Origin of the sequence: Humibacillus xanthopallidus (assembly GCF_006716675.1) — a bacterium.
GTDB lineage: Bacteria > Actinomycetota > Actinomycetes > Actinomycetales > Dermatophilaceae > Humibacillus > Humibacillus xanthopallidus_B.
In genome coordinates, this window is the sequence record NZ_VFPM01000002.1 from 347,852 (window position 1) to 373,939 (window position 26,088).

29 protein-coding genes are annotated in these 26,088 nt (G+C 71.2%); 15 read left to right on the forward strand and 14 right to left on the reverse strand.

The features are described 5' to 3' along the window. The first annotated feature begins 132 nt into the window (after window positions 1-132). Entirely contained in the window at window positions 133-825 is a 693-nt protein-coding gene (locus FBY41_RS09525; RefSeq protein ID WP_141843850.1) for a Crp/Fnr family transcriptional regulator, read from the forward strand. A 27-nt stretch (window positions 826-852) separates the two neighbouring features. Here the strand turns inward: FBY41_RS09525 and FBY41_RS09530 are convergent, their stop codons facing one another. Both FBY41_RS09530 and FBY41_RS09535 read right to left on the reverse strand, forming a co-directional pair. After that, window positions 853-2,133, reverse strand: coding sequence for a hypothetical protein (locus FBY41_RS09530; RefSeq protein ID WP_141843852.1), 1,281 nt, complete (start codon window positions 2,131-2,133; stop codon window positions 853-855). After that, the gene (locus tag FBY41_RS09535; protein ID WP_141843854.1) at window positions 2,130-2,630 is read right to left on the reverse strand and encodes a SigE family RNA polymerase sigma factor; all 501 of its coding nucleotides are present in this window, start codon (window positions 2,628-2,630) and stop codon (window positions 2,130-2,132) included. Before FBY41_RS09535 ends, FBY41_RS09530 begins: the two co-directional genes overlap by 4 nt. A gap of 153 nt (window positions 2,631-2,783) precedes the next feature. On the opposite strand from FBY41_RS09535, the gene FBY41_RS09540 reads away from it, so the two are divergent. Further along, the gene (locus FBY41_RS09540; protein WP_141843856.1) at window positions 2,784-3,125 is read left to right on the forward strand and encodes a DUF952 domain-containing protein; all 342 of its coding nucleotides are present in this window, start codon (window positions 2,784-2,786) and stop codon (window positions 3,123-3,125) included. An 82-nt stretch (window positions 3,126-3,207) separates the two neighbouring features. Then, window positions 3,208-3,705: a hemerythrin domain-containing protein gene (locus FBY41_RS09545; RefSeq protein WP_141843858.1), complete on the forward strand. Its 498-nt coding sequence runs from the start codon at window positions 3,208-3,210 to the stop codon at window positions 3,703-3,705. A gap of 56 nt (window positions 3,706-3,761) precedes the next feature. Here FBY41_RS09545 and arfB read toward each other — a convergent pair whose 3' ends face one another. The 3 genes from arfB to FBY41_RS09560 form a co-directional block, all read right to left on the reverse strand. Further along, window positions 3,762-4,217, reverse strand: coding sequence for an alternative ribosome rescue aminoacyl-tRNA hydrolase ArfB (arfB, locus tag FBY41_RS09550; RefSeq protein WP_141843860.1), 456 nt, complete (start codon window positions 4,215-4,217; stop codon window positions 3,762-3,764). A gap of 151 nt (window positions 4,218-4,368) precedes the next feature. After that, the gene (locus FBY41_RS09555; RefSeq protein ID WP_141843862.1) at window positions 4,369-5,145 is read right to left on the reverse strand and encodes an SDR family NAD(P)-dependent oxidoreductase; all 777 of its coding nucleotides are present in this window, start codon (window positions 5,143-5,145) and stop codon (window positions 4,369-4,371) included. Between the two features lie 34 nt (window positions 5,146-5,179). Further along, the gene (locus FBY41_RS09560; RefSeq protein WP_141843864.1) at window positions 5,180-6,325 is read right to left on the reverse strand and encodes an acyl-CoA dehydrogenase family protein; all 1,146 of its coding nucleotides are present in this window, start codon (window positions 6,323-6,325) and stop codon (window positions 5,180-5,182) included. 100 nt (window positions 6,326-6,425) lie between these two features. Between FBY41_RS09560 and FBY41_RS09565 the strand changes: the two genes are divergently transcribed. Beyond that, window positions 6,426-7,700: an MFS transporter gene (locus tag FBY41_RS09565; protein ID WP_141843867.1), complete on the forward strand. Its 1,275-nt coding sequence runs from the start codon at window positions 6,426-6,428 to the stop codon at window positions 7,698-7,700. A gap of 8 nt (window positions 7,701-7,708) precedes the next feature. Here the strand turns inward: FBY41_RS09565 and FBY41_RS09570 are convergent, their stop codons facing one another. Genes FBY41_RS09570 through FBY41_RS09585 form a run of 4 tightly spaced genes read right to left on the reverse strand, consistent with a single transcriptional unit; the run spans window position 7,709 to window position 10,785 of the window. Then, the gene (locus FBY41_RS09570; RefSeq protein ID WP_141843869.1) at window positions 7,709-8,782 is read right to left on the reverse strand and encodes an ABC transporter ATP-binding protein; all 1,074 of its coding nucleotides are present in this window, start codon (window positions 8,780-8,782) and stop codon (window positions 7,709-7,711) included. Continuing rightward, window positions 8,779-9,564: an ABC transporter permease gene (locus FBY41_RS09575; RefSeq protein ID WP_141845044.1), complete on the reverse strand. Its 786-nt coding sequence runs from the start codon at window positions 9,562-9,564 to the stop codon at window positions 8,779-8,781. The genes FBY41_RS09570 and FBY41_RS09575 overlap by 4 nt, the downstream gene beginning before the upstream one ends. 19 nt (window positions 9,565-9,583) lie before the next feature. Then, window positions 9,584-10,393 carry a molybdate ABC transporter substrate-binding protein gene (gene modA / locus FBY41_RS09580; RefSeq protein WP_141843871.1) on the reverse strand — a complete coding sequence of 270 codons (810 nt, stop codon included), beginning with the start codon at window positions 10,391-10,393 and terminating at the stop codon, window positions 9,584-9,586. After that, the gene (locus FBY41_RS09585; RefSeq protein ID WP_141843873.1) at window positions 10,390-10,785 is read right to left on the reverse strand and encodes a TOBE domain-containing protein; all 396 of its coding nucleotides are present in this window, start codon (window positions 10,783-10,785) and stop codon (window positions 10,390-10,392) included. The genes modA and FBY41_RS09585 overlap by 4 nt, the downstream gene beginning before the upstream one ends. A 219-nt stretch (window positions 10,786-11,004) precedes the next feature. Between FBY41_RS09585 and FBY41_RS09590 the strand changes: the two genes are divergently transcribed. The 4 genes from FBY41_RS09590 to gabT all read left to right on the forward strand — a co-directional run bounded on the left by FBY41_RS09590 (window position 11,005) and on the right by gabT (window position 13,885). Further along, window positions 11,005-11,424 carry an ArsR/SmtB family transcription factor gene (locus FBY41_RS09590; RefSeq protein ID WP_260439675.1) on the forward strand — a complete coding sequence of 140 codons (420 nt, stop codon included), beginning with the start codon at window positions 11,005-11,007 and terminating at the stop codon, window positions 11,422-11,424. Beyond that, the gene (locus FBY41_RS09595; protein ID WP_141843875.1) at window positions 11,421-11,927 is read left to right on the forward strand and encodes an SRPBCC family protein; all 507 of its coding nucleotides are present in this window, start codon (window positions 11,421-11,423) and stop codon (window positions 11,925-11,927) included. The genes FBY41_RS09590 and FBY41_RS09595 overlap by 4 nt, the downstream gene beginning before the upstream one ends. A gap of 4 nt (window positions 11,928-11,931) precedes the next feature. Beyond that, window positions 11,932-12,372 (forward strand): VOC family protein, encoded by a 441-nt coding sequence (locus FBY41_RS09600; protein WP_141843878.1) that lies wholly within the window; start codon window positions 11,932-11,934, stop codon window positions 12,370-12,372. Between the two features lie 175 nt (window positions 12,373-12,547). Further along, window positions 12,548-13,885, forward strand: a complete 1,338-nt coding sequence (gene gabT / locus FBY41_RS09605; protein ID WP_141843880.1) for a 4-aminobutyrate--2-oxoglutarate transaminase — start codon at window positions 12,548-12,550, stop codon at window positions 13,883-13,885. A gap of 132 nt (window positions 13,886-14,017) precedes the next feature. Here the strand turns inward: gabT and FBY41_RS09610 are convergent, their stop codons facing one another. The 3 genes from FBY41_RS09610 to FBY41_RS09620 form a co-directional block, all read right to left on the reverse strand. After that, a complete protein-coding gene (locus tag FBY41_RS09610; protein WP_260439676.1) occupies window positions 14,018-16,378 on the reverse strand; it encodes an immune inhibitor A in 2,361 nt (786 codons plus the stop codon). A 321-nt stretch (window positions 16,379-16,699) separates the two neighbouring features. Then, window positions 16,700-17,518: an SGNH/GDSL hydrolase family protein gene (locus FBY41_RS09615; protein ID WP_141843884.1), complete on the reverse strand. Its 819-nt coding sequence runs from the start codon at window positions 17,516-17,518 to the stop codon at window positions 16,700-16,702. Further along, window positions 17,515-18,192: a uracil-DNA glycosylase gene (locus tag FBY41_RS09620; protein ID WP_141843886.1), complete on the reverse strand. Its 678-nt coding sequence runs from the start codon at window positions 18,190-18,192 to the stop codon at window positions 17,515-17,517. The genes FBY41_RS09615 and FBY41_RS09620 overlap by 4 nt, the downstream gene beginning before the upstream one ends. Before the next feature lie 109 nt (window positions 18,193-18,301). Here FBY41_RS09620 and FBY41_RS09625 point away from each other — a divergent pair, with 109 nt between their 5' ends. Beyond that, the gene (locus FBY41_RS09625) at window positions 18,302-19,483 is read left to right on the forward strand and encodes an N-acetylglucosamine-6-phosphate deacetylase (protein WP_141843888.1); all 1,182 of its coding nucleotides are present in this window, start codon (window positions 18,302-18,304) and stop codon (window positions 19,481-19,483) included. A 21-nt stretch (window positions 19,484-19,504) separates the two neighbouring features. Further along, window positions 19,505-20,152 (forward strand): HAD family hydrolase, encoded by a 648-nt coding sequence (locus tag FBY41_RS09630; RefSeq protein WP_141843890.1) that lies wholly within the window; start codon window positions 19,505-19,507, stop codon window positions 20,150-20,152. A 63-nt stretch (window positions 20,153-20,215) separates the two neighbouring features. Here the strand turns inward: FBY41_RS09630 and FBY41_RS09635 are convergent, their stop codons facing one another. Continuing rightward, complete coding sequence (locus tag FBY41_RS09635) at window positions 20,216-20,626, reverse strand: VOC family protein (RefSeq protein ID WP_260439677.1); 411 nt, start codon at window positions 20,624-20,626, stop codon at window positions 20,216-20,218. A gap of 130 nt (window positions 20,627-20,756) precedes the next feature. On the opposite strand from FBY41_RS09635, the gene FBY41_RS09640 reads away from it, so the two are divergent. The 4 genes from FBY41_RS09640 to FBY41_RS09655 all read left to right on the forward strand — a co-directional run bounded on the left by FBY41_RS09640 (window position 20,757) and on the right by FBY41_RS09655 (window position 24,219). Next, window positions 20,757-22,118 carry a pyridoxal phosphate-dependent decarboxylase family protein gene (locus tag FBY41_RS09640; protein WP_141843894.1) on the forward strand — a complete coding sequence of 454 codons (1,362 nt, stop codon included), beginning with the start codon at window positions 20,757-20,759 and terminating at the stop codon, window positions 22,116-22,118. A 169-nt stretch (window positions 22,119-22,287) separates the two neighbouring features. After that, window positions 22,288-22,587 carry a DUF3263 domain-containing protein gene (locus FBY41_RS09645; RefSeq protein WP_141843896.1) on the forward strand — a complete coding sequence of 100 codons (300 nt, stop codon included), beginning with the start codon at window positions 22,288-22,290 and terminating at the stop codon, window positions 22,585-22,587. 73 nt (window positions 22,588-22,660) lie between these two features. After that, entirely contained in the window at window positions 22,661-23,125 is a 465-nt protein-coding gene (locus FBY41_RS09650; RefSeq protein WP_141843898.1) for a GNAT family N-acetyltransferase, read from the forward strand. Continuing rightward, the gene (locus FBY41_RS09655) at window positions 23,122-24,219 is read left to right on the forward strand and encodes a P1 family peptidase (RefSeq protein WP_260439678.1); all 1,098 of its coding nucleotides are present in this window, start codon (window positions 23,122-23,124) and stop codon (window positions 24,217-24,219) included. Before FBY41_RS09650 ends, FBY41_RS09655 begins: the two co-directional genes overlap by 4 nt. Window positions 24,220-24,288: 69 nt before the next feature. On the opposite strand, the gene FBY41_RS09660 is transcribed toward FBY41_RS09655, so the two are convergent. Then, window positions 24,289-25,473 carry a M48 family metalloprotease gene (locus tag FBY41_RS09660; protein ID WP_185748997.1) on the reverse strand — a complete coding sequence of 395 codons (1,185 nt, stop codon included), beginning with the start codon at window positions 25,471-25,473 and terminating at the stop codon, window positions 24,289-24,291. Between the two features lie 219 nt (window positions 25,474-25,692). Here FBY41_RS09660 and FBY41_RS09665 point away from each other — a divergent pair, with 219 nt between their 5' ends. Beyond that, window positions 25,693-26,073 carry a hypothetical protein gene (locus FBY41_RS09665; protein ID WP_141843902.1) on the forward strand — a complete coding sequence of 127 codons (381 nt, stop codon included), beginning with the start codon at window positions 25,693-25,695 and terminating at the stop codon, window positions 26,071-26,073. Window positions 26,074-26,088 lie beyond the last annotated feature (15 nt).

Genomic DNA, 26,088 nt, shown 5'->3' on the forward strand with positions numbered 1-26,088 from the left:
TGGGGGGTTCGTCACCGGGACCTCGGTGGATCCCTTCTCCCCTCACGATCCCCGGGGCGCGCCCACCGGTCTGTGCCCGCGGCGACACACCGGGAGGACTCGCGACCTCTCCTGCCCCCTGGTCGTGACCTGATGACGCCCGACCTCGGGCTCCTCTCCGAGCTGCGTCCCGCCGAGCAGCGCGCCGTGGTCTCGCGGATGCATCGGCACACCTACCGGGCCGGCGAGATCATCTGCCACGAGGGCGACCCAGCGGACACGATGCACTTCGTCATCGAGGGGCGCGTCGTCGCTCGTCGCGCTTCGGAGGCGGGCGACGTCCACGCATACAGCCTCATGGGGCCCGGTCAGGCGTTCGGCGAGCTCGCCATGATCCGGCGTGGCGGGCGCCGCACCGTCACGATCGAGGCCGTCGAGCGGACGGTGACCATGACGCTGGCGTACGGCGACTTCGAACGGCTCTGCGCCACGCACCCCGAGGTCAACCGCCTGCTGCTGCGCCTACTCGTCGCCCGCATCGACCGTCTCACCGATGCGCTCATGGAGGCGCTCCACGCGCCCGCCGAGCAGCGGGTGATCCGACGTCTGGTCAACCTCTGCGGCATGTACTCCACTCCCGCGCAGAGGAGTTCACCGGTCACGGTGTCGCTCAACCAGACCGGTCTGGCCGAGCTCGCCGGCGTCACCCGTCCGACCGCCAACCGCGTGCTCCGGCGCCTCGAAGCCGAGGGTGTCGTCGAGCTCCTCCGGGGCCGCATCACGGTGCGGGACGTGCAGGCACTCCGGCTCGCGGCGGGCACGCCGAGCCCACCCAGCCGCTCGTGAGCGACAGGGCCGGTGACGGCGTCGAGGTCACCTCGGGACGGCGTAGCGCCCCTCGGTGAGTCCACCGCGCCCCGAGAGGTCGACCGCGGGCTGAGCCTCCGTGCACTCCATCGACAGGCTGCACGCCTGGAGGGTGTTGCTCGTTGCCGGCGACAACGGTTCCGACGTGTTGCGTGAGATGCGGAACGTCGACTCCCCGGCGTCGAGGTGCCACGTCCAGCCCGAGACGACCCGGCCACCGGTGCCGCCGAGGACCACCTGCCCGTCGGTGACGCGCACGACCCCGGCGCTGAACCAGAACCCGCCGTCGACGTAGTGCGAGCCGACGAGGTAGGTCCCCTTGGCGGAGAACGCCGTTGGCATGAACAGGGTCGGGTTCTCGCCCGCGCCGCAGCGCTCGACCGTCCTCGGGAACGCCGGCTTCGTGAGGTCGACGACAGCCCAGCAGACGTCGTCCATCGCGTCGGTGGCCACGAACCACTGGAGGGCAGCCCGCGTGCGGTCCGGCGAGACTGCGACGAGGTGCGCCGGCAGCTTCCGCGTATTGCCCGTCGCGACATCCCACTCGAGCGAGCCCTCGGACGTGTCGCCGGTCAGGTAGGCGACGTCGCCGACGATCGCACCGACCTCGCGGGCGTCCTGGCGCTGACCCACGACCGTCCCGTCGTCCGCGTAGACCACCACCGTGTTGGCCCTGCCGTCCTTGACGAGCACGCGGGTGCCTTCAGGCGACACGGCATACGCCCCTGACTGGCCCGCGGCCCGCACGGTGCGACCGGCCGGGGAGAGGATCTCGATCTCGCTGTTCGACGCTCCGGTGGACAGGTGCGACTGGAGGACGAAGCCGCCGTTCGCGAGCACGGCGAAGCTCTCGACGACGGTGCCCTTCTCGAGGCGGAGCACCGTCTCACCGAAGCGGATCGTGTCGTCGAGGGCGTATGCCGTGTCGCGCGTCGCGATGGCACCCGCCCGTGGAGCCGGGGTGGTCGGGGTGGCCGAGGTGATCGAGGCGGTGGTCGAGCGGGTGGGCGCCGGCGTGGTGGAGGTCGTGGGCGTCGGGGTGGTCGGTGCGGTGGAGGTCGGCAACGCGGGCACGGGGGAGGGGCGTGGTCCCTGTGCCGACCACAGGGTCGGCACCGCAACGGCGACGGCAGCCGCAGCGGCGACGGCCCCGATGACGGCCCGGGTGCGCACGTCTCGCCGGCGCCGGCTGATGACGGCCGGTGCGAAGTCGCCCCGCACGTCGACGCCGTCGGCCTGCCGGTGCAGCATGGCGCGGAGCTCGCGCTCGTCCTCGTCGAGGCTCATGGTGTGACCTCCGTCATCGTCGCGCGCAGTGACTTGATCGCCCGGCTCGTGTGGCTCTTGACGGTGCCGACGGTGCAGCCGAGGATCTCGGCCGTCTGCGCCTCGCTGAGGTCCTCGTAGTAGCGCAGCACCACGGCCGCGCGCTGCTGCGGCGAGAGGCTCCGCACGTGCGACCACAGGTCGTCGTCGTGGGTGGGCTGCGTGGCGGCCGCCGGCTCGTGCACGCGGATGAGCTCGCTGTCGGTGCGCTCGCGATGGCGCCACTGGCGCCGCCACCACGTCGTGTGCTCGTTGACCATGACCTTGCGCACGTAGGCATCGGGGGAGTCGACGGTGCTGATGTGCTCCCACCTGCCGTAGACCTTCGCCAGGGCCGACTGGACGAGGTCCTGGGCGGAGTGCGGGTCTCCGGTCAGCAGGTAGGCGAAGCGCGCGAACGAGGCCTGACGCGCTCGCACGTATGCCGTGAAGTCGGCCTCGCGTTCTGGGCTTCCCACGTGACTTCCCCTGTCGTACATGGCTGGACACACTCTCAACGCGCCCACGGGGCGATCCGGTTGACACCTCCTCGGCCCGGTCCTCTCCAGTGTCGTGCGCTCGAGGCGGTCGTAGGGGTGATCCGGGCGGGCCGTCGTGGAAAGGTGGGCCGCGTGATCTACCACCTCGCACAGCAGGCCGACTGGGAGCAGGCGCAGCGCGACGGCGCCTACACGCGGTCGACGATCGGCCGATCGCTCGACGACGAGGGCTTCGTGCACGCCTCGTCGGCGGAGCAGTGGCCGGTGGTGCGCTCGCGGTTCTATGCCGGGGTGGACGAGCCACTCGTGCTGCTGCACATCGACGAGTCGCGGCTCAGCTCACCTGTCGTCGTCGAGGTCGGTGACCCCGTGACGGGTGAGCGGTTCCCCCACGTCTATGGGCCGATCGACCTCGCAGCGGTGGTGGCCACCACGCGTCTCGACCCACCACACGGGCCGCGCGGGTCGGTTTGAGGCCGAGCGGGTAGGGGCATGGGAGGGGTGCGCACCTCGCGCCACCTGAACGAGCACCACGCCGCACGCTGCAAGGAGCACCATGTCCACCGACGCCATCGTCCTGCTGAAGTCCGATCACAAGGAGGTCAAGGCCCAGTTCCGCGAGTTCGAGAAGCCGGGCAAGACCCCCGCTCAGAAGGGGAAGATCGTCGACACCATCCTCGAGCTGCTCACCGTGCACACCTACATCGAGAACGAGATCATGTATCCCCGGGTGCGTGAGCTGCTGCCCGACCTCGAGGACGACGTGCTGGAGTCGTACGAGGAGCACCACGTCGCCGACGTGCTCTGCATGGAGCTGGCCGCGATGCAGCCGACCGACGAGCGCTTCGACGCGAAGACGACCGTGCTCATCGAGAACGTCACGCACCACATCGACGAGGAGGAGCAGGAGTGGTTCCCGAAGGTCCGCGAGGGCCTGAGCCGGACCCAGCTCCAGCAGCTCGGGGCCGAGATGATCGAGGCGAAGAAGACGGCGCCACGCCGGCCTGAGCAGCCGAGCGCGGTGAAGAAGGTCATCGACGCCGTCGTCTCCTGACGACGCACGCACGACCCGGCAGTGGCGCGTGCCTTCGGGCACGCGCCACTCGCGTGTCACTCGCCCGTGACGCGACCGCGCCCGGACTTGAGGTCGGAGCGCCGCTTCTTGCTCTCGAGCCGGCGCCGCTGCGAAACCTTCGTGGGCTTGGTGGCCCGACGTGCCGCCGGTGGAGGCGCCAGCGCGGTGCGCAAGAGCTCCGACAGGCGAGCGCGCGCGGCCGCCCGGTTGCGCAGCTGCGACCGGTGCTCCGACGCGACGATCGAGATCCTGCCGGCCACGAGCCGGTCCTCCAGGGCGCGCGCGAGCCGCTCGCGCTGCATGTCGTCGAGCGCGGCCGAGCCGGCGGGGTCGAAGAGCAGCTCGACGCGGCTGTCGGTCGTGTTGACGCCCTGACCGCCGGGTCCGGACGACCGGCTGAAGCGCTCGACGAGCTCTGAGGCGGGGATGACGAGGCCACGCCGCAGCCCGGGGCCGGGCGCGATCACGAGGTCGTCCCCGGGTTCGTTCACCTCACCATTCTGCCCAAGCCGCACGAAACTGAGCACTCGAGAGTCGAGTGCTCAGTTTGGTGCGTCGGGAAGTGGGCACTCGAGAGTCGAGTGCTCAGTTTGGTTCGTCGGGAAGTGGGCACTCGAGAGTCGAGTGCGCCGCCTCCGGCTGTCAGCGCGGCGGCATCCGCAGGGCGCCGTCGAGACGGATGACCTCGCCGTTGAGCATGGGGTTGTCGACGATGTGACGCACGAGGCTCGCGTACTCCTCGGGGCGACCCAGCCGGGAGGGGTGCGGCACCTGCTTCTCGAGGACCTCCTTGACCTCACCCGGAAGGCCGGCGAGCATCGGCGTCTCGAAGGTGCCCGGAGCGATCGTCATGACACGAATCGCCTTGTCTGCCAGGTCCCGAGCCGCCGACAGCGTGAGCCCGACGATGCCACCCTTGCTCGCGGCATACGCGGCCTGGCCGATCTGTCCGTCGAAGGCCGCGATGCTCGCGGTGTTGACGATGACGCCGCGGTCTCCGTCGACCGGCTCGTTGGCGAGCATCGCCGCGGCCGTGAGGCGCAGGACGTTGAACGAGCCCACGAGGTTGATGTCGATGACCGTCTTGAAGGTCTCCAGCGACAGCGGGCCCCCGCGACCGACGACCCGCCCCGGGGTGGCGACGCCGGCGCAGTTGACGGCGACGCGCAGCTCACCGAGGGAGGTGGCCCGGTCGACAGCCGCCTGCACCTGGGCCTCGTCGCGCACGTCGGCGGCGACGAAGACCGCACTGCCCGAACGCTGCCCGTCGAGCTCCTCGACGAGCGCCGGTGCGGTCGAGCCCTCGAGGTCGACGATGACGACCGTCGCGCCGTCGGCGACGAGCCGACGGGTCGTGGCGCCGCCGAGGCCGGAGCCACCTCCGGTGACGAGGGCGACGGTGGACGAGCTCAGCTGCATGGCAGGACCTTTCGGCAGGGGGAGGAAGACGACGTCAGCGGGGGAGGAGGTGGCGCGAGATGACGAGCCGCTGGATCTGGTTGGTGCCCTCGAAGATCTGGGTCACCTTGGCCTCGCGCATGTAGCGCTCGAGCGGAAAGTCCTCGGTGTAGCCCGCTCCGCCCAGCACCTGCACGGCGTCGGTCGTCACCCGCATCGCGGCGTCGGTCGCGACGAGCTTGGCGACCGCCGCCTCCTTGCTGAAGCCGCGGCCGGCGTCCTTGAGGCGGGCGGCGTGCAGATAGGTGGCGCGCGCCGAGGTGACGGCCGCCTCCATGTCGGCGAGCAGGAACCCCAGTCCCTGGAAGTCACCGATCCGACGGCCGAACTGCTCTCGCTCCGAGGCGTATTCGGTCGCACGCTCGAGAGCGGCCTGTGCGAGTCCGGTGGCCGCGGCAGCGATGCCGAGGCGTCCGGCATCGAGTGCGGACAGGGCGATGTGCATGCCCTCACCCGCGCGACCGACGAGCCGGTCGGGGTCGATGCGCACCTCGTCGAACATCACCTGCGCCACGGGGTCGCAGTGCAGGCCCATCTTCTTCTCCGGCTCGGCGAAGACGAGACCCTGCGCATGACCCGGCACGACGAAGGTCGACAGCCCGCGACCCCCGTCGTCGGACGTGCGGGCGAAAGTCGTGTAGTAGTCGGCGTGACCGGCGTGGGAGATCCACGCCTTGGTGCCCTTGAGCGACCAGCCGTCGTCGGTGCGGGTCGCGCGGGTCGTCATCGACGCGATGTCGGACCCCGCGAGCGGCTCGGAGAGGCAGTAGGCGCCGAGCTGCTCGCCGGAGAGCATCCCCGGCAGGAGGGCCTCCTTCTGCTCGGGCGTGCCGAACGTCGCAACGGGGTAGGCCGTGAGGCTGTGCACGCTGACCCCGACCGCGACGCTCATCCAGACGGAGGCGATCTCCTCGACGACCTGGAGGTAGACCTCGTAGGGCTGGTCGGCGCCCCCGAACTCCTCGGGGTAGGGCAGGGAGAGCAGGCCCGCCCGGCCGAGGGTGCGGAAGGTGTCCTCGGGGAACGTGCGGGCACGCTCGGCGTCGTCGACCTTCGGTGCGAGGGCCTTTCGGCAGATCTCTCGCGTGAGCTCGATGAGGTCGGTGGCGTCGTCGGTGGGCATCAGCCTCGTCGCTGGCATGGGTAGATAGTAGGACGTCCGAGCATTGTGTCCAAAATGTGAGACGTGCTCGGGTGGAAACGGGATGACGCCGCGGCGGCCGCAGGCCTAGCGTCGGGGCGTGCTCACGCTCCTGCGGCGTCCGCTGCGCGAAGCGGACGCGATCCCGACGTTCTATGCCCTGACGGCCGTCGCCGCCTTCTCCTTTGCGGCGTGCTTCACCCTCAACCTCGTCTTCCAGTACCGCGTCGTCGGGCTCGACCCCTTCCAGATGGTGCTCGTCGGAACGGTGCTCGAGCTGACGTGCTTCCTCTTCGAGGTGCCGACCGGTGTGGTGGCCGACCTGTGGAGCCGTCGGGTCTCGGTCATCATCGGCTTCGTGCTCATCGGGGCCGGCTTCGCGTTCGAGGGCATCGTCGCGACGTTCACGGCCGCCATCGTCGGCAACATCGTGTGGGGAATCGGCTACACCTTCACCTCCGGTGCCCTGCAGGCCTGGATCACCGACGAGGTGGGGGAGGAGCAGGTCGCGCCGGTCTTCACCCGCGAGACCCAGATCGACCTCGCCTTCACCATCGTCGGCACCCTGGCCGCGGGGGCACTCGGCCTCATCTCGCTCCGGGTCCCGATCGTCGTCGCGGGAACCACGCTCATCCTCCTCGGCGTCGTGCTCTGGGTGGTCATGCCCGAGCGGCACTTCGAGCCCACCCCACGGGGCGAGCGTGAGACCTACGCCCATCTCAAGCAGCAGTTCGTCGCCGGCCTCACCGTCGCCCGAAGCCGCCGTGTCGTCCGGGTCTTCCTGCTCGTCAGCGTGCTCGCCGGTCTCGCCAGCGAGGTCTTCGACCGGCTCTGGCAGGTGCGGGTGCTCGACAGCTTCGACATGCCGGCGGTCTTCGGCGGCGACGAGGCGGTGGCCTTCACCGTCTTCGCGCTCGTGGGCACGATGGTCTCGCTCGCCGCGTCCCTCGCCAGCGGGCGGTGGCTGCCCCGGCACGTCATCGACGCCCACCCCGGCCTGCCGATCGCGATCGCGGCCGGGGCGCAGGTGCTCGCCGTCGCCGGTCTGGCGCTCGTCGGGAGTCTCTGGCTGGCGCTGGCCTTCGTCTGGCTGCGCGGGGCCGCGATGGCCTTCAGCGGACCCATCGAGGCGGCCTGGCTCGCTCGCAACCTCGACTCATCGACCCGTGCCACGGTGCTGTCGATGAACAGCCAGGCGGGCGCGATCGGGCAGGTCGTCGGTGGGCCTCCGCTCGGCGCGCTCGCAACCCGCACCTCGATCCCGGTCGCACTCCTCGTCGCCGCCGTCATGCAGGCGCCGTCGGTCGTCGCCTTCTGGCGGATCCGCCGCCTCGGAGCTCCTGCGGAGCGGGTGGCCGGGAGCCCGACGACCTGACACCGCGCTCACCGGGGGTAGGTGCGCACCTCGGTGGCCTTCACGGCAGCCCAGACCTCGGCTCCGACGCGCAGCCCGAGGGCGGCCACCGACTCGAGCGTCACCTCTGCGGTGAGGGGAACGTCGCCGACCAGACCGATGCGGGCGGACTGGCCCTGCATCGTCACCGAGGAGATGCGCATGCGCCACGTGTTGCGCGGGGACCCCTCGGGCTCGTGGGCGTGCAGTGAGACGGCCGTCGGAGGGATCGTCGCCCAGACAGAGCCCTCCGTGGGACTGGTGGTGACGATGCGCCCGCCGTCTGCCGTCTCCACGTGGCCATGCGAATCGCCCTGTGCGGCATACAGGTTGAGACCGACGACGGTGCCCACATAGGGGCTGCGCGGCTCGCGCAGCACCTCGCTCGGGGTGCCGGTCTGGGTGACCCGGCCGTCCTCGATGAAGACGAGGTGGTCGGCGAGCGTGAGGGCGTCGAGCGGGTCGTGGGTGACGAGCACCGTCACGCCGCGGTATGCCGCGAGGCGGGTCGCGAGGTCACTGCGGGTTCGCGCTCTGGTGTCGGGATCGAGCGCCGAGAGCGGCTCGTCGAGCAGCAGCAGGGCGGGGTCCGTCGCCAGCGCCCGGGCGAGGGCGACGCGCGCCTGCTGACCTGACGACAGCTCTGCAGGCCGGGCTCCGGCCAGGTCGCCAAGGCCCACCCGCTCGAGCTCGGTGTGGGCGCGGGCTCGGGCGGCACTACGGCCCACCCCGCGGCTGCGGGGCCCGTAGGCGACGTTGTCGAGCGCACGGAGGTGTGGGAACAGGAGGCTGTCGGCGAGCATGAGGCCGACTCCGCGCTGCTCCGGCTCGAGGTGGTGGGTGTCGTCGGCCCAGAGCTGGCCGGCGACACGCACATGGCCGCGCTCGAGGCGCAGGACGCCGGCCAGCGCAAGCACGGTCGTCGTCTTGCCGCCACCGTTGGGGCCGAGGATGCCGATGACCTGCCCGGGCTCCGCGGTGAGGCTGACGTCGACCTCGATCGCCCCGCGCGCCAGGGCGACGCGCGAGTCGAGCCCTGGGCCGGAGAACGTGGTGACGCTCATCGCAGCCACCGCCCGCGCAGCACGCCGAGCAGGAGCACGCTGACGGCGAGCAGCATGATGCTGATCGAGATCGCGACCTGTGGGTCGCGCTCGAGCTCGACGTAGACGAGGAGGGGCAGGGTCTGCGTGCGCCCCTGGAAGTTGCCGGCGAAGGTGATGGTCGCGCCGAACTCACCGAGCGCGCGGGCCCAGGCGAGCGCGAGCCCGCCGGCGATGCCCGGCAGCACGAGCGGGATGCCGACCGTGCACAGGTAGCGCAGGTCGCTCGCGCCGAGGGTGCGCGCCACCGACTCAAGCCGGGGGTCGAGCCCCCGCATGGCGCCCTCGACGGCCAGCACGTAGTAGGGCATCGCCACGAACGTCTCGGCGAGCACGACCGCCACTGTCGTGAAAGGGATCTGGATGCCGAAGGGGGTGAGGTACTGGCCGAGCAGCCCGTTGCGTCCCCACGTCAGGAGCAGGGCCACGCCGCCGACGACAGGTGGCAGCACCAGCGGCACGGTGAGCAGCGCCCGCGCCCAGCTCGTGGCCGGGTGGTCGGAGCGCGCGAGGAACCAGGCGAGGGGAGTGCCGAGGAGCAGGCACAGCGCGGCCGTGATGGAGGTCGTCGTCAGCGACAGGCGCAGCGCCGGGAGGACCGTCGGCGTCGCGAGGTCCGAGGGGATGCGCGACCAGTCCGCCTGCACGAGCAGGGCGACGAGGGGAACGACGAGCAGCAGCAGCGCCACCGCCGCGGGCACACCGAGCACGACTCGCGAACGCCACCGGGCGGCATACCTCATCGGCGGGGCCACGCGGGCGTCACGGCGCGCCGAAACCATAGGCCTGCAACGTGTTTCGGCCCTGAGTGCTGAGGAGGTAGGCGACGAACTCCCTCGTTGCGGCATCGCCCGCGAGGGTGATGACGGGGTAGGTGAGCGTCGTGTTGAGCTGCGCCGGGATCTCGACTCCCTTCACCGCGTCCTTCGCGGCGATGACGTCGGAGTGGTAGACGACGACGGCGTCCGCCTCGGCGAGCTTGACCTTGGCGAGCGTCGCCTTGACGTCGACCTCCGTGCTGACGACGTTGGGCGCGATGCGGGCCTTCGTGAACGTTGCCTGGGCCGCCTTGCCGCAGGGCACCGTGTCAGCACACAGGACCACCTTGACGGTGGGCTTGGCAAGGTCGTCGATCGACCTGACTCCCGCGGGATTGCTTGGTGGCACAGCGATCTCGAGGACGTTGGTGGCGAACGTCCGAGTGTCCTCGACGAGACTCTTGTCGAGCGGCTCCGCGGCGGACGTGCCTGCGAGCGCGATGACAGAGGCGGGGGCGCCGTTGTTGACCTGCTGCACGAGGGTGGCGCTCGACCCGTAGGACGTCTCGACGGTGACGCCCGGGTGCGCTGCCTCGAAGTCCTTCTTCAGCTGGTCGAAGGACTCCGTCAGGGACGCCGCCGCGAGAACGGTCACGGTGCCGCTGAGTCCGCTGCCACCGGTGCCGGCTGTGCCGGAGGAGGCGGAGGTGGAGCCCCCGCACGCGCTGAGGAGCGCCGCGAGGAGCGCGGCAAGGGCTGCCGCGAGAGCGAGGCTGCGGGCCCGGTGCGGGTGCGGGTGTCGGCCAGCGCTCATGCGGGGACCTCCACGACGACGTGGGTCGACTTGACGCTGGCCACGGCCACGGAGCCGACCTCGAGGCGCAGGTCGTCGACGGACTCGCTCGAGAGCAGCGACACGATGCGGAACGGGCCGCACTGCATCTCGACCTTCGCCATGACGGTGTCCTTGGTGATCGCCGTGATGATGCCGCGCATCCGGTTGCGGGCGGACGCGCCCCCGATGGCGCCGACCGCAGCCGGATGGGCCAGCTCCTGGGCGACGGCGGCGAGCTGGGCGCCGTCGACCGTGCGCCGCCCGGCCTCGTCGATGCTGCCGTCGAGGCGGCCGGCGTCGACCATGCGTCGGACGGTGTCGTCGCTGACGCCGAGCAGGGCGGCAGCCTCGGTGATTCGCAGATGCGGCATGACGGTGACTCTAGTCCCGCAGTTGCGTGATTGCACCGCGCAATGGGCCGCATCCGCGCACGCCCGAACCGCAATCGAAAGAGCAGTTCGTCGCCGTCGAGCGATCCCGCGCGGTGCCGTGGAAGTGCGACGAACTGCTCTTTCGATTGCTGGGGGGTTGACCGGGCGTCGGCGGCGAGGTTTAATCAACAGGTCAGTTGATAAAGGAGTTTGTTGACGATGATCCTCACGCCCGCCTCGGATGCCGACCTGGACCGCGCCTTCGCGGCCCTCGCGGACCCGGTGCGCCGCGCGATCATCGCCCGCCTCAGCCGGGGCGCGGCGACCGTCAACGAGCTGGCCGAACCGTTCGAGATCAGCAAGCAGGCGGTGAGCCGGCACATCCAGGTGCTCGAGCTCGCCGGCCTCGTCAGTCGCAGCCGCGACGCCCAACGTCGTCCCGTGCACCTCGAGGCGGCCCGGCTCGAGTCGATGACGGCCTGGATCGACCGCTACCGCCTCGCCGCGGAGCAGCGCTTCCGAGCGCTCGACGCCGTCCTGGGCGCCTCCGCCTCCGCCTCGAACGCCACCGCCACGTCGACCGACGACACCCTCACCGACAGGAACAGCACCACCACCGACAAGGAGAAGCAGTCATGAGCAACGCACTCACCCTCGACATCCCCGCCGGCGTGCCGTGGATCGACTTCACGCGCGAGTTCGACGCACCGGTCGAGGCCCTGTGGAACGCCCACCGCGACCCCGAGCTCGTGCGCCAGTGGCTCGGCCCGCGCGGCTACGAGATGGACATCGAGCGCTGGGACTTCACGACGGGCGGCGGCTACCGCTACGTCCACCGCAACCCCGACGGCATGGAGTTCGGCTTCCACGGCACCTTCCACACGATCCGCGACAACGACCTCGCCATCCAGACCTTCGAGTTCGAGGGCGCGCCCGACGAGGTCGCCATCGAGTTCATGCGCTTCGTCGACCTCGGCGACGGTCGGTGCCGCCTCGAGGGCCGCAGCGTCGGGCGCACCGTCGAGGGCCGCGACATGATGGTCGAGAGCGGCATGGAGAAGGGCATGTCCGAGGGCTACGAGCGTCTCGACGAGCTCGTCGGCCAGCCTGCACCCGCAGCCACTACGCCGGCGCAGGCCTGAGCCCGTGGACTGGACCCTCGAGGTCGTCATCGTCCCCGTCAGCGACCTCGACGCGGCGATCGCCTTCTACCGTGACCAGGTGGGCTTCACCCTCGACCACGACACGACGAACGAGCACATGCACGTCGCCCAGCTGACGCCGCCCGGCTCGGGTTGCTCGATCGTCGTGGGCGACCTGCCGTCCCAGCGGTCGATGGCGCCCGGCAGCCTGCACGGGCTGCAGCTCGTCGTCGCCGACGCCGTTGCCGCCCGAGAGGAGCTCATGGGCCGAGGGGTCGAGTGCTCCGAGATCACCGTCTTCGACGACCGTGACGGCGGCACCTTCTTCGGCTTCGCCGACCCGGACGGCAACTCGTGGGCGGTCCAGCAGATCAGGGCGCGCGCCGAGAAGCCGCTCATCCCGCACGAGCACCGCGGCCGTTTCGGCGAGAACCTCGAGCCCTGACCCCACGGACCCCGCAGACCGCCCTGATGATGCGCCGGACGACGCGTTCGGTCGCGAACGCAGCGCTTCACCACTGAGTTCGTGACCGAGCGGGCCGTTCGAGTGCGGAATGAGCACGCCGGCCTCACGCCGCCCGGGTTCCGCTGGGAGCCCGCCGGACGGCATACTGGCCAGCATGAGCAACGTCCCCCAGCAGCGTCTCCTGCAGACCGCGATCCCCGGCCCGCGCTCGGCCGAGCTCCAGAAGCGCAAGACGGCCGCGGTGTCGGCCGGCGTCTCCACCGGTCTGCCGGTCTACGTCGAGCGCGCCGGCGGCGGCATCCTCGTCGACGTCGACGGCAACCAGCTCATCGACTTCGGCTCCGGCATCGCCGTGACGACCGTCGGCAACGCCGCCCCGCGCGTCGTCGACCGCGTCACGGCGCAGGTGCAGGACTTCACCCACACCTGCTTCATGGTGACGCCCTACGAGGAGTACCTCGAGGTCGCCGAGGCCCTCAACGACCTGACCCCCGGCGACCACGAGAAGCGGACGGCTCTCTTCAACTCCGGCGCCGAGGCCGTCGAGAACGCCGTCAAGGTGGCCCGCCACTTCACCGGCCGAAACGCCGTCGTGGCCTTCGACCACGCCTACCACGGACGCACCAACCTCACGATGGCGCTGACGGCCAAGAACATGCCCTACAAGCACAAGTTCGGGCCGTTCGCCGGCGAGGTCTACCGCGCGCCGATGAGCTACCCGTTCCGCTGGCCGGGCGGCCCCGCCGACTGCGCCAAGGAGAGCTTCGACGCGTTCGTCAGCCAGGTCCACGCGCAGGTGGGGGAGGAGAACCTCGCCGCCGTCATCCTCGAGCCAATCCAGGGCGAGGGTGGATTCATCGTGCCTGCACCGGGATTCGTCAAGCAGGTCGCCGACTGGTGCACCGACAACGGCATCCTGTTCATCGCCGACGAGGTGCAGACCGGCTTCTGCCGCACGGGTGACTGGTTCGCCAGCGAGCACGAGGATGTCGTCCCCGACCTCATCACGACCGCCAAGGGCATGGCCGGCGGGCTCCCCCTCGCCGGCGTCACCGGCCGTGCCGATGTCATGGACTCGATCCACGGTGGCGGCCTCGGCGGCACCTACGGCGGCAACCCCGTCGCGTGCGCGTCGGCCCTCGGCGCCATCGAGACGATGAAGGAGGAGGACCTCTGCGGCCGCGCCACGCAGGTCGAGGCGCTCTTCGTGCCGCGGCTCAAGGCACTCGCGGAGAAGTACCCGCAGATCGGCGACATCCGCGGCCGCGGCGCCATGCTCGCCGTCGAGCTCGTCAACGGCGCCGGCGACATCACGCCCAACGCCGCGCTCACGGCCGCCGTCAACAAGGCGTGCCACGCCGAGGGCCTCGTCACCCTGACGTGCGGCACCTACGGCAACGTCTTCCGCTTCCTGCCGCCGCTCGCCGCGAGCGACGAGCTGCTCAACGAGGGTCTCGACATCTTCGAGAAGGCGTTCGCAGCCTCCGTCTGATCCATCTGCCGACGAGCGTATGCCGTCGGGTTGCCTTCCAGCGCAACGGAACCGGACGGCATACCTCCTGACAAGCGTGAGGCCCGCCCCATCGGATGGGGCGGGCCTCACTGTCTCACAAGGGGATCCGCGTCAGCGCAGCCACACCTTGACCTGCATCGACGTGCCGAACTGGTTCTCGATGCCGATGTTCACGCCGTTGTTCGGAACCTTGACCCCGGTGTACGGCGTGGAGCCGTACCAGTAGGTTCCGCTGTCGTTGAAGACCGGCTTGGCCGGCGCGCCCGCGACCACGAACGGCACGCCGTTCTTGTGGAACGTGAACGTGTCGGACTGCTGCGTCGAGAACGGGGCGTCGTAGCCCGCGATGCGGGCGCGGAGCGTCGTGCCGTCAGACAGGACGCGGGGCGCCGGGTTGGCGTCGACCGGCAGGATGAGGCCCTCTCCCGGGTGCGCGCCGGTGTTGTTGTCGGCCTGCGAGGTGTCCCAGTAGCTGACGAGCAGGCCGTCCTGGTACGGGAAGTGCTCCACCTTGTCGCCGTTCGTGTTGAGCCAGCCGAAGTTGTACGGGCCGCTCTTCAGGTACGAGTCGAACGACAGGTAGTTGCGGTACGAGGCGATGTAGTAGTTGTCGTGCCACGTGGTGACCGTGGCCCCGACCGAGGACCACCCGTTGGCCGTCCAGCCCTCGAGGCCGGCCTCGGCGCCCGAGTCGACGACGGTCGCGCCGTTGCTCACGACCTTGACGTCGTCGACGAACCAGCCGAGCTCGGTGTAGGCCGGGTCGGTGTGGTAGCGGAAGCGCAGCTGGACCGTCTTGCCGGCGTAGGCCGACAGGTCGAACGAGGCGTTCTTCCAGCCCATCTCGCCCTCAGCAGGACCGCTCCAGCCGGTGATGCCGTTGCCCTCGTCGGCGCGGGTGTCCGTGCCGGCGATGGCAGTCCAGCCCGAGCCGTCGTTGACCTCGACGTAGCCGTAGTCACAGCCGCAGTCCTCGATGGCGTAGTTCGTCGCGAAGGACAGCGTCGACGTGCCGGCGGCGAGCGTGACCGAGCGGGTCAGCGTTGCCTCGGTCGCGTTGGCACGGCCGCCGTAGAAGTCCCTCGAGCCGGTCTTCGGGGTGACGAGCGGCGAGACGACGTTCTTCCTCGGCAGCGGGACGATGACCGCCTGCGCCTTGTCGGTGTTGTACTCGTGCGGGCCGAGCATGACCTTCGCGCCCTTGGCGGTCGGGCTCACGACCTGGTAGTCGAGCCAGCCGAGGAAGAGCTTCTCCCACGCGCCGAAGTCGGAGCCACGGGAGCCGATGGACTGGTCGTTCGGACCGGACTGGCGGCTCTGGCTCATCATCGACCACCAGTTGACGCCGTTGTCCTGGCCGGTGTCACTGTCGTAGAGGTCGGGCAGACCGAGGTCGTGTCCGTACTCGTGCGTGAAGACGGACATGCCGCCGTTCTCGGGCTGGATCGTGTAGTCGCCGACCCACATGCCGGTGTCGGCGATGGGCGTGCCCGGCAGGCCACCGGGGCCACCGGCCTTGGTCGAGGCGTACCAGCGGTGCGACCAGATGGCGTCCTCGCCCTGGTACGGGTCGCCGTCGGCCTGGTCGCCACCGGCGTGCACGATCTGGAAGTGGTCGAGGAAGCCGTCGGGCTCGTTGAAGTTGCCGTCGCCGTCGATGTCGTAGCGGTCCCACTGGTCGTACTGCGCCAGGTCGGCCTTGATCTGCTCGAGCGTGCGACCGGCAGCCTTCTGGTCGGTGACCCACTGGTTGACGGCGTCACGCACGAGGGCCCACGTGTTGTTGCAGACGTTGCCGCCGCACGGGTAGCCGTTCGAGCGGCCGTAGCGGGCCTCGTTGTAGGGCACCTTGACCCAGTCGGAGACCTCGCCGTCGATGCTGTAGCGGCCCGAGCTCTGGCGCTCGTACCACTGCTTGACACTCTCCTGGGCGCCACCCTGGCCGATGGGGCCACCGGCACCGAAGTAGAGGCTCTGGAAGTAGTCGCGTGAGTAGTTCGCGTTCCAGTTCGTCGAGTTGTCGAGCGTGCGGTCGGGAGCCGGGATCGCGTTGTGCAGCGGGCCGTCGAACGTCGCTGGGCCGGGGATGTTCGGGTCGGTGTCCTGGTCCGGGTAGCTCGCGCTCCGCTGGTTGCCGAACTCGGCGAGGATGACGAAGATCTTGTCGGTGCCCTCGCGGCTCAGCTCGACGTACTCGTCGGTGGGGCCCTGGCCGGTGCTCGCACCCTTCAGCTTGACGACGGTGCTCTTGCCCTGCTTGACGGGCGTCGCGGTGCCGTTCAGCACCTGCTTGATCGCCGTCTCCTTGAGAGCACGGCGCTTGTCCTCCCTGGGGTTGGGCAGCTCGTCCGACCCCATCTGGGCGGCGGCGTCGGCCGGCTGGTTCGCCACCTGGTCGACGGTCGGCTGGGCGCCGACCATGGGCACGCCGACGGCGAGCCCCATGCCGGCGGCGAGAGCGAGGCTGAGCAAGCCTCTGGATGTCCTACGCACGGATCCTCCTCGTTCGACGGCTCGTGTGTCCGTCGGTGCGCATGACGTGCGGCCCCGGTCAGGAGCCGCACGCTGTGTGTGGGATGGAGAGCCGGCACCCCCGGCGCGCGACCCGAGGGAGACCTAACCACTTCCGACCTACCTCGCACTAGGGGTCAAAGCGGAAAAGTTCAGGAGATCCTCAGGACGTTCTGGACAACTTCCGAAGAAGCAGCGGTATGGCCGCGCCCCGGCGCAGGAACGACCGGACGCCGTCTGGGAGATGGCTGGGAGCCTGCTGGAGGTGGGCAGGGGATGCCGTCAGTCGAAGGGCGTGATGTCGGGCCGCTTGGCCTGACGGTGATCGCCCGACGAACGGCCGGTGAGGCGGCGGTGGACCCAGGGCCCGACGTACTCCTTGGCCCACTGCGCGTTGGCCTGCAGCGCCTCGCGGCGGCCGATCGGCGGGGCCGGCTCGAGCGGCGTCGCCCAGTCGCTCTCGGCCGGCGTGTGGCCGAGCGCCTCGAGTGCTGCGAGCGAGACGCGGCGGTGGCCCTCGGTCGTCATGTGGATGCGGTCCTCGCTCCACATCCGCCAGTCGCGCAGGGCGTGCAGCCCCCACTGGTCGATGACGTGGGCGCCGTTGCGGCGGGCGATGCTCCAGATGTTGGCCGTGTGGATCGCGGCGCGGCCCCGGGTGGCCTTGACGAGCGGGGCGTCGGCCGGGTCGACGGGGGTCGCCATGAGCACGTCGGCGCCGGTCGCGCGGATGCGGGCGACGGCGGCCTCGAGGCGGGCGGCGAGCCCGTCGAGGTCGGCCTTGGGCCGCAGGATGTCGTTGCCGCCACCGACGATGCTGACGAGGTCGGGCTGCAGGGCGAGGGCGTCCTCGAGCTGCGGCCCGACGACATCGGCCAGCTTGCGACCGCGCACGGCGAGGTTGGCGTAGCCGAAGTCGAGTCCCCCCGTACGGGCGATCTCGGACAGGTGCGACGCGAGCCGGTCTGCCCAGCCGGCGAACTCGCCGTCGTGGCCGAAGGTCGGGTCGTCGTCGCACATGCCCTCGGTGAAGGAGTCGCCGATCGCGACATAGCGGGTCCAGATCGTCGGTCCGGAGACCTCGGGCGATGGCTGGGTCATGTCAGCCTCCAGTCGATGGGTGCCGCGCCCTGCTGGGCGAGGAGGTCGTTGGTGCGGCTGAAGGGCCGCGACCCGAAGAAGCCCGAGCGTGCGGAGAGCGGCGACGGGTGGGCCGACTCGATGCGCGGGACGTCGCGGAGCATCGGGGCGAGGGACCGCGCCTGACGACCCCACAGGATCGCGACGAGCGGCCCGCCTCTGTCAGCGAGAGCCGAGATCGCTTGTGCGGTAACGGCTTCCCAGCCCTTGCCCTGATGACTGGCGCTCGCTCCGGGGCGCACCGTGAGCACCCGGTTGAGCAGCATGACGCCGCGCTCGAACCACGGCGTGAGGTCGCCGTTACCCGGTGTCGGCAGGCCGAGGTCGGTGCCGAGCTCGGCATAGATGTTCTGCAGCGAGCGCGGCACGGGCTGCACGTCGGGAGCCACGCTGAAGCTCAGCCCCACCGGGTGGCCGGGGGTCGGGTAGGGGTCCTGGCCGACGATGAGCACGCGCACGTCCGGCAGGGGCAGCGAGAAGGCCCGCAGCACCCGGTCGCCCGCAGGGAGGTAGCCCCGGCCCGCGGCGACCTCTGCGCGCAGGAAGTCGCCCATCGCGCTGATCGTGTCGGCGACAGGTTCGAGGGCTGGCACCCAGGTCGGGTGGACGAGCTCACGCAGGGGTCGGGCCGGCACGGGCACACGCTACCCCCGCTCGCTCCCTCCTCACGGATGGAGGTGATCCCGGCACCGACGTGGGCTCCGCGATCACCTCGAATCGGGGAGTGCGACAGAATCGGGAGCGATGAACGCCACGCTCCGCGGACCCGCCCTCGTCGACGACGCCGTGCTTCCCGACGTGCTCGTCCGCATCGAGGGTGACCGCATCGCCGCCGTCACACCACTGGCCGCCGACCACGGCGGTGCCGGCTCGGCCCCCAGCCCCGCGGGAGCGGAGCCGGTGAGCGGCACGATGCTGCCGGCATACGTCGACATGCACTGCCACGGCGGGGGCGGCAGCGCCTTCACCGACCTCGACGACGCGGCCGCAGCGCGCGCCGCCGAGCACCACCACGCACGCGGCACGACGAGCCTGCTCGCCAGCCTCGTCACGATGACTCCGCGCGACCTCGAGCGCGGGGTCGCGATGCTCGCCGAGATCGCCGACGACGGGCTCGTCGACGGCATCCACCTCGAGGGTCCGTGGCTCGCCGAGGCGCGGTGCGGCGCCCACGACCCCACGCTCCTGCGCGACCCCACGCTGGCCGAGGTGGAGCGCCTGCTCGCCGTGGGGCGCGGGCACATCCGCCAGGTGACCCTCGCGCCGGAGCGCGACCACGGGCTCGACCTCGTGCGCTGGCTCACCTCCGCCGGAGTGCACGCGGCCGTGGGTCACACGGCGGCGAGCTTCGCGCAGGTCGAGCAGGCGATCGCTGCCGGGGCCGACGTCGCCACCCACCTCTTCAACGGCATGGACCCGTGGCACCACCGCGTGCCCGGAGCGGTGCCCGCCCTGCTGCGTGCGGCAGCCCGCGGCAGCGTCGTCGTCGAGGTCATCGCCGACGGCGCCCACCTCTCCGACGACACGGTGCGCACCGTCCTCGACCTCGCCGGTGCGGGCTCGGTCGCCTTCGTCTCCGACGCCATGGCGGCGGCCGGGGTGGGCGACGGCACCTACGCGCTCGGCGGGCTGTCGGTCGTCGTCGACCGCGGCGTCGCGCGCCTCACCCGTGACCCCGACGGCACGACGCCCGGCTCGATGGCCGGCGGCACGAGCCACGTCGCCGACATCGTCAGCCGGCAGGTTGGTCTCGGGCTGCCACTGCCGTATGCCGTCCGGGCGGGTTCGCGCACGCCTGCCCGCCTTCTCGGGCTGGGTGACCGCGGCTCGATCGCGGCTGGGGGGCGCGCTGACCTCGTCGTCGTCGACGAGGAGACGAGGGTGCGCCGAGTCATGCGTGCCGGACGCTGGCTCGGCACGGGCTGAGCGGTTGGCTACGCTCGCCCGGTGACGAATTCCCGCTGGTCCACCGCCGTCTTCGATCTCGACGGCACGCTGGCCGACACCATCAACCTCATCGTCGAGTCCTACCAGCACGCGTTCCGCACCGTGCTCGGCCGCGAGGAGAACCCCGAGGTCATCAGGTCGTGGATCGGCCGGCCGCTCATCAGCGCCTTCCGCGACCACTCGCCCGAGCAGGCCGATGAGCTGTACTCGACCTATCTGCAATGGAACTCGGACAACACCGAGCGCCTCATCCGCACCTACGACGGAGTCGTCGACGTGCTCGGCGACCTGCGCGCTGCAGGGGTGCACGTCGGCATCGCGACGTCGAAGCGGCGCGAGTCGGCCCAGCAGGCGATGGACATCCTCGGCATCAGCCAGCACGTCGACGTGCTCGTGGCGATGGAGGACACCGAGCGCCACAAGCCCGACCCGACGCCGCTGCTGCTCGCCCTCGAGCGCATGGGCCGCAGCAGCAACGCCGCCGTCTACGTCGGTGATGCCGTCGTCGACGTGCTCGCGGGCAAGGCTGCCGGCATGGACACCCTCGCCGTGACGTGGGGCGCCGGCCAGCCGGAGGCGTTGCACGCCGTGCGGCCCACCGCCGTCGCGTCGAACGCCGCCGAGCTGCGCGCGGCCTTCCTCGGCTGAGCTCAGCCTGGGTAAGCACGGGTCGGCCCCGGGCCGCCCGTGTGAGCCAGGGTCAGCCCGGGCTCACCACCAGCAGAGGCAGAACGGGTGGCCGACCGGGTCGGCATAGACGCGGTAGCCGGCGGTGGACGTGTGGGCGTGGCTGTGCAGGTGCCGGGCGCCGAGGGCGACGGCCCGCTCGTGGGCTGCCTCGATGTCGCCGACGTGGAAGTCGAGGTGCAGCTGTTGCTGCACCCGGGGCTCCGGCCACGTCGGGGCTACGAAGCCGGCAGCCCGGTGGAAGCCGATCGCCGTGCCCCCGCGGGGAGGGTCGAGCGTGACGGCTCCGCCCTCCTCGTCGGCCTCCGGGCCGACCTCGGGCATCGGCCAGTCGAGCAGCCGCGCGTAGAAACGGGCGAGCTCTGCCGGATCGGGGCAGTCGAGCACGACGGCGTCGAAGGTCGGGACGGCTCCAGCCGGCTGAGTCGGATCCACGGCGACTCCTCCTCGTGTCTGGACCGGTTCGGACCAACCGGTCATCTTGCCCACCGACGCTACCGGGGCAGACCGACAGCGCAGCCCCAGCGCGTGGGGGAGTCCCCGCCAGAGGGCCTAGCATCCTCCCGTGCACAGCTTCGACAAGGACCCCGACCACATCGCCGTCGAAAAGGTCCTCACCTACGCCCGCGAGCGCCTCCTCATGGACCCGATCCCGCTCGACGGGCCGCAGTCCGAGGACTACCTGCTCTCCGCAGCCGGCCAGACGATCACGGCGGCCGGGCTCGGCTCGACCCGGGCCATGGAGCTCTTCGAGCACACCCTCGCCCCGGCCTGCCTCTCGACCGACCACCCCCGCTACCTCTCCTTCATCCCGTGCGCACCGACCCGTGAGGCCGCGGCCTTCGACGTCGTCGTCGGCGCCTCCTCGATCTACGGCGGGTCCTGGATGGAGGGCGCCGGCGCCGTCTACGCCGAGAACCAGGCCCTGCGCTGGATCGCCGACCTCGCCGGCCTGCCCGAGGAGGCGGGCGGCGTCTTCGTGCCCGGTGGCACGGTCGGCAACCTGTCGGCGCTCGTCACCGCACGGCATACGGCCCGGGCCAAGGCGGTGGCCGAGGGCACCGGCGCGCGGCCGTTCCGCATCGCGGCGACGGACAACGCGCACTCGTCGGTCGTCTCGATGGCGGCGGTCATGGACGCTGAGGTGTGCGGCGTCGCCGTCGACGACATGCTGCGCATGACCGGCCCAGAGCTGCGGCGCACCCTCGAGGAGCACGGCCCCGAGACGTTCTTCGCCGTCGTCGCCACGAGCGGCACGACGAACTTCGGCGTCGTCGACGACCTCGACGGCGTTGCCGAGGTGTGCGAGGAGTTCGGCATCTGGCTGCACGTCGACGGCGCCTATGGGGGTGCCGGGCTCGCGGCGCCCTCGGTGCGCCACCTCTACGAGGGCATCGAGCGCGCCGACTCCTTCATCGTCGACCCGCACAAGTGGCTCTTCGCGCCGTTCGACTGCTGCGCGCTCATCTACCGCGACCCCGAGCTGGCGCGCATCGCGCACACGCAGGAGGCGGGCTACCTCGACGTCATCACGAGGTCGGCGGAGTGGAACCCCACCGACTACTCGATCGGCCTGACGCGCCGTGCCCGCGGGCTGCCGCTCTGGTACTCCCTCGCCGTCCACGGCACGGACGCCTACGTCGAGGCGATCGAGGACACCCTCGCGGTGACGCGGCACGCTGCCGCCGAGATCGACAAGCGCCCCTACCTCGAGGCGGTCCGGGAGCCCGACCTGTCGGTCATCGTCTTCCGGCGGCTCGGCTGGTCGGCGGAGGACTACCAGGCCTGGACCGACCGGCTGCTCGACCGGGAGTTCGCGTTCGTCGTGCCGACGACCTTCCGCGGGGAGACCCTGACCCGCTTCGCCGTCGTCAACCCGCACACGACGAAGGAGGACATCACGGCCATCCTCGACACCATGGCGTGAGGGGCTCATGGGACTGGTGTTGCCGGTGGAACGTCTGGTCAGACACCGCCCCCGGACACGCCCGATCGCGGCCCCGGAGGCGAATGACACCCCTGTCATTTCGGTCTATGGTGGGTGCCGGAGCCAACGCCTCACCGCACCACCTGACGACCGCAGCGAAGACGGGGACATGAGCACAGACCACGCCACGGCGCAGCCCGACCGCCACGACTCGGAGGTCGGCCTGTCGGCCCGCGACCTCGAGATCCTGGCCTTCGAGCGCCAGTGGTGGAAGTACGCCGGGTCCAAGGAGCAGGCCATCAAGGAGCTCTTCGACATGAGCTCCACGCGCTACTACCAGGTGCTCAACGCGCTCCTCGACAACCCCGACGCCCTCGCCGCTGACCCCATGCTCATCAAGCGGCTGCGCCGGATGCGCTCGAGCCGCCAGCGCGCCCGCACGAGCCGGCGCCTCGGCATCAACGTCTGAGGCCACCGCCGACGGGGTCTCGCTCGGCTCCGACGTCCGCGCCTGCACGCGCTCGTCGTGGTTGACTTCGAGCATGGCCGAGGTCGTGATCCGTCGCGCGGGTCCCGATGACGCGTTCGTCGTCGCCGCGCTGCACCTCCAGTTCGCCCGCGAGCTCGGTATGCCGTCCGAGCCGGGCTATCTCGACCGTTTCGTCGACGCGTGGCTGGCCGACCGCCCCGACCGGCCGACGTGGATCGCCGAGAGCCGGGGTGAGCACGCCGGGCTGCTCGAGACGAGGCGCATCCGGGCCCTGCCGTGGCCGGGTCGCAAGGACGTCAGCTGGCTGCACGTCGGCGGTCTCTTCGTGGCGCCGACCTGCCGAGACCGCGGGGTCGGACGCGCCCTCACCGAGGCGATGATCGAGTGGGCGCGCACGACCGACGTCAAGTGGATCCGGCTCAACGCACCGGACGCGCGGGCGCAGGAGTTCTACGAGCGGCTCGGCTTCAGCTCTCCCGGTCGCCTCATGGAGTTCGAGCTGCGGGACTCGCAGTGACCGTGCCCCCGGGCGGCGTGGTGGCGCACCCCGCGGGCGCCGGACCGACGAACTCGCTCGTCGACGTCGCGGGGATCCGCGTCGGACACCGCACCCGCGACGAGCCGGGCTGGCTGACGGGCGTCACCGTCGTCGTCGCACCTGCCGGTGGAGCCGTCGCCGGGGTCGACGTGCGTGGCGGCGGACCGGGCACCCGCGAGACCGACCTGCTCGACCCGCGCAACCTCGTCGACCGGGTCGATGGGGTGGTGCTCGGCGGCGGGTCGGCCTTCGGGCTCGCCGCCGCCGACGGCGTCATGGATGCCCTCGCCGCCGACGGCCGGGGCTGGCCGACGGCCGACCCACCCGATGCCACCAGGGTCGTGCCCATCGTGCCGGCCGCGATCGTCTTCGACCTGGGACGCGGCGGCACGTGGGCCAACCGTCCGCGCGCCGAGGACGGCAGGGCGGCATACGCGGCGGCGACGGACGCGGCGGTGGTCCAGGGCAGCGTCGGCGCCGGCACGGGAGCCAAGGCGGGCGGCCTACGCGGAGGGGTGGGCTCGGCGAGCGTCGTGCTCCCCTCGGGTGTCGTGGTGGCGGCCCTCGTCGTCGTCAACGCCGTCGGCTCGGCCGTCGACCTCGAGACCGGGCTGCCGTATGCCGTCCGCCTCGGGCTGCCGGGGGAGTTCAGTCACGTGCAGGCGCCCAGCCAGGCGGATCTCGCTGCGGCACAGGCTCGCTCACTGGCAGCGGTCGAGGCGGGGGAGGCGGCCGTGCCCGGGCTCGCGACGACGATCGGGGTCATCGCGACCGATGCGACGCTGACCAAGGCGCAGTGCCAGAAGATGGCAGGAATCGCGCACGACGGCCTCGCTCGGGCGGTGCGACCGGTCCACACCCTCTTCGACGGCGACACCCTCTTCGCGCTCGCGACGGGGAGCCGGCCTGCGCCCGACCCCGCCGAGCAGGCGATGGTCATGGAGGCCGGCGCCGACTGCGTGGCCCGGGCGATCGTGCACGCGATGCTCGCGGCCACCTCGGTCGACCGGACCGCCGACGGCGGCGTCGCGCTGCGGTCCTTCACCGAGGCGTTCCCCTCGGCACTGGCCTGAGGGGCAGGCCGCTGGCCGCTGGCCGCTGGTCGCTGGTCGCTGGTCGCTGGTCGCGACGGTGCGGGCCGGTCAGAGCCAGGTCTCGACCAGCTCGTGGGACAGTTCGCGCGAGAGGCCCGGGCGCAAGGTCGCGAGCTCCGCCTCGGCCGCCCGGACGAGCACACGGTGGGATTCGAGAGCCGCGGGCTCCGGGGTGGCGGGGTGCGCCTCGACGACGTCGAGGCGCAGGTCGTCGCGGGGGTGGCTGTCGTCCCACCGCAGGTCGGCCTGTCGGGCCCGGGCTCGGGCGGAGGAAACCTCCGACGGTGTGGGCGCCGGCCGCGTGCGCACGTGCTCGAGGACGGCGAACGGGTCCTCCCGCCGGCGCGCGGCGGACCCGGCAAGGGTGTGCAGGCCGCTCGTGTTCATCATCGTGAGCAGCAGCCGCACGACCGCTGCCGTGCCTGCGACGTCGGCGGCGCGCAGGTCGGCGAGGTACTCGCGCCACTGTCTGTCCGTCGCGGCCAACCGCTCGAACGCGAGGAGGAGCGCAACGGCGGGGAACGAGATGACCCGCAGCAGAAGGGTCCCCATCCAGTTCATCGTCGCGGTGCCGCCCCAGCCGCCGTCGTCGACGGTCGAGGGAGAGAGATTCGAGGAGGCGCCGGCGGGCAGCGGGGTGACGAGGGTGGCGAGTCGCACCAGCACGACGTGCGCCGTCCCGACGAGCGTGCCACGACCGTGGTCACGACCGGCCAGGTGGCCGAGCTCGTGCCCGAGGATGGCGATGCGCTCGTCGTCGGTGAGGTAGGTCCAGGTCGGCAGACCGATGACGAGCGCCGGCCGGAGCCTCCAGCCCGTGCTCATGACGTACGCGTTGAAGTCGAGGTTCACGTGGATGCTGGCGGGCGGCCGCACCCCGAGGTCCGAGGCCAGCGCGGCCACGAGGCGATGTGTGTGCGGAAAGCTCTCGCTCGGCAGGGGCTCGGCATCCGAGACCTGCTGGGAGCGTAGGACCACGGCGGCGACCACCGCCCACGCGACCAGCACGCCGACCCACCCCCAGAGGCCCTTGGGCTGCACGGACGCCCACACGAGCAGCGCGACAGCGGTCACCGAGGCCAGGAGCACGACGGTGGAGGCGATGACGAGACCGACCGACGTCGGCGACGGAGCCGCTGCCGACCCGCGGGCGACGAGCGCTCGGTGAGCGCGCTCAGCAGCGCGATCGAGGGATGCGCGCTGCCTCCGGGCGAACCATGAGAGGCGCTGCACGGGTCGAGTCGGCGCGGGGCGGGACGGCGGGGCAGCGGGGTGCGGCTCTGACACGGGGGTCCTTCGGCGACGAGGGGGATGGCGGGGATGCTAGCCGCTGTGATCGCGGGAATCGCCTCCCAAACGGCCCCGTACGCGGGAGACTCGGAGCGCCTCGTCTTCACGGGGCGCCGGTCGGGGGCAGGCACGTGTGCACCGCCAACAGAACAGGAGCTCATGATGGCCAGGTCATTCCGACACCTCATCTCCGGAGTTCACGGACGGGTGTCCGAGACGTTCACCCATCCGGACTGGGGAATGCTGTCGTCACAGTCGGTCGTGCACGTCTCGGCCGGACAGGTCGTCACCCATGAGGCCGGACCGAACGACATGATGTACGGTCCCAACGCCGACGCCGGCCAGCTCACGACGCAGCCCTTCTCCTACACCGTCGGAGATGCCGACGTCTGGGTGAGCAACGTCTCTCCGCTCGGCCTGGGCGAGGTCCCGGACGGGGAGTCGGGCGGGGTCGCCTACGTCCTGCACGTCGACTCGGCCTCACCCATCGACGTCGCCGTCACGATCACGCTCGAGGACCAGACCGTCTGGGCCATCGACTGACGACGGTCCCGTGGG

What these genes read in the sequence shown, in the direction of transcription:
- FBY41_RS09525 (WP_141843850.1), top strand. Translation starts at nt 133, where the DNA reads ATGACGCCCGACCTCGGGCTCCTCTCCGAGCTGCGTCCCGCCGAGCAG.
- FBY41_RS09530 (WP_141843852.1), bottom strand. Translation starts at nt 2,133, where the DNA reads ATGAGCCTCGACGAGGACGAGCGCGAGCTCCGCGCCATGCTGCACCGG.
- FBY41_RS09545 (WP_141843858.1), top strand. Translation starts at nt 3,208, where the DNA reads ATGTCCACCGACGCCATCGTCCTGCTGAAGTCCGATCACAAGGAGGTC.
- FBY41_RS09555 (WP_141843862.1), bottom strand. Translation starts at nt 5,145, where the DNA reads ATGCAGCTGAGCTCGTCCACCGTCGCCCTCGTCACCGGAGGTGGCTCC.
- FBY41_RS09560 (WP_141843864.1), bottom strand. Translation starts at nt 6,325, where the DNA reads ATGCCAGCGACGAGGCTGATGCCCACCGACGACGCCACCGACCTCATC.
- FBY41_RS09570 (WP_141843869.1), bottom strand. Translation starts at nt 8,782, where the DNA reads ATGAGCGTCACCACGTTCTCCGGCCCAGGGCTCGACTCGCGCGTCGCC.
- FBY41_RS09575 (WP_141845044.1), bottom strand. Translation starts at nt 9,564, where the DNA reads ATGAGGTATGCCGCCCGGTGGCGTTCGCGAGTCGTGCTCGGTGTGCCC.
- modA (WP_141843871.1), bottom strand. Translation starts at nt 10,393, where the DNA reads ATGAGCGCTGGCCGACACCCGCACCCGCACCGGGCCCGCAGCCTCGCT.
- FBY41_RS09585 (WP_141843873.1), bottom strand. Translation starts at nt 10,785, where the DNA reads ATGCCGCATCTGCGAATCACCGAGGCTGCCGCCCTGCTCGGCGTCAGC.
- FBY41_RS09590 (WP_260439675.1), top strand. Translation starts at nt 11,005, where the DNA reads ATGATCCTCACGCCCGCCTCGGATGCCGACCTGGACCGCGCCTTCGCG.
- FBY41_RS09595 (WP_141843875.1), top strand. Translation starts at nt 11,421, where the DNA reads ATGAGCAACGCACTCACCCTCGACATCCCCGCCGGCGTGCCGTGGATC.
- gabT (WP_141843880.1), top strand. Translation starts at nt 12,548, where the DNA reads ATGAGCAACGTCCCCCAGCAGCGTCTCCTGCAGACCGCGATCCCCGGC.
- FBY41_RS09615 (WP_141843884.1), bottom strand. Translation starts at nt 17,518, where the DNA reads ATGACCCAGCCATCGCCCGAGGTCTCCGGACCGACGATCTGGACCCGC.
- FBY41_RS09625 (WP_141843888.1), top strand. Translation starts at nt 18,302, where the DNA reads ATGAACGCCACGCTCCGCGGACCCGCCCTCGTCGACGACGCCGTGCTT.
- FBY41_RS09645 (WP_141843896.1), top strand. Translation starts at nt 22,288, where the DNA reads ATGAGCACAGACCACGCCACGGCGCAGCCCGACCGCCACGACTCGGAG.
- FBY41_RS09650 (WP_141843898.1), top strand. Translation starts at nt 22,661, where the DNA reads ATGGCCGAGGTCGTGATCCGTCGCGCGGGTCCCGATGACGCGTTCGTC.
- FBY41_RS09665 (WP_141843902.1), top strand. Translation starts at nt 25,693, where the DNA reads ATGGCCAGGTCATTCCGACACCTCATCTCCGGAGTTCACGGACGGGTG.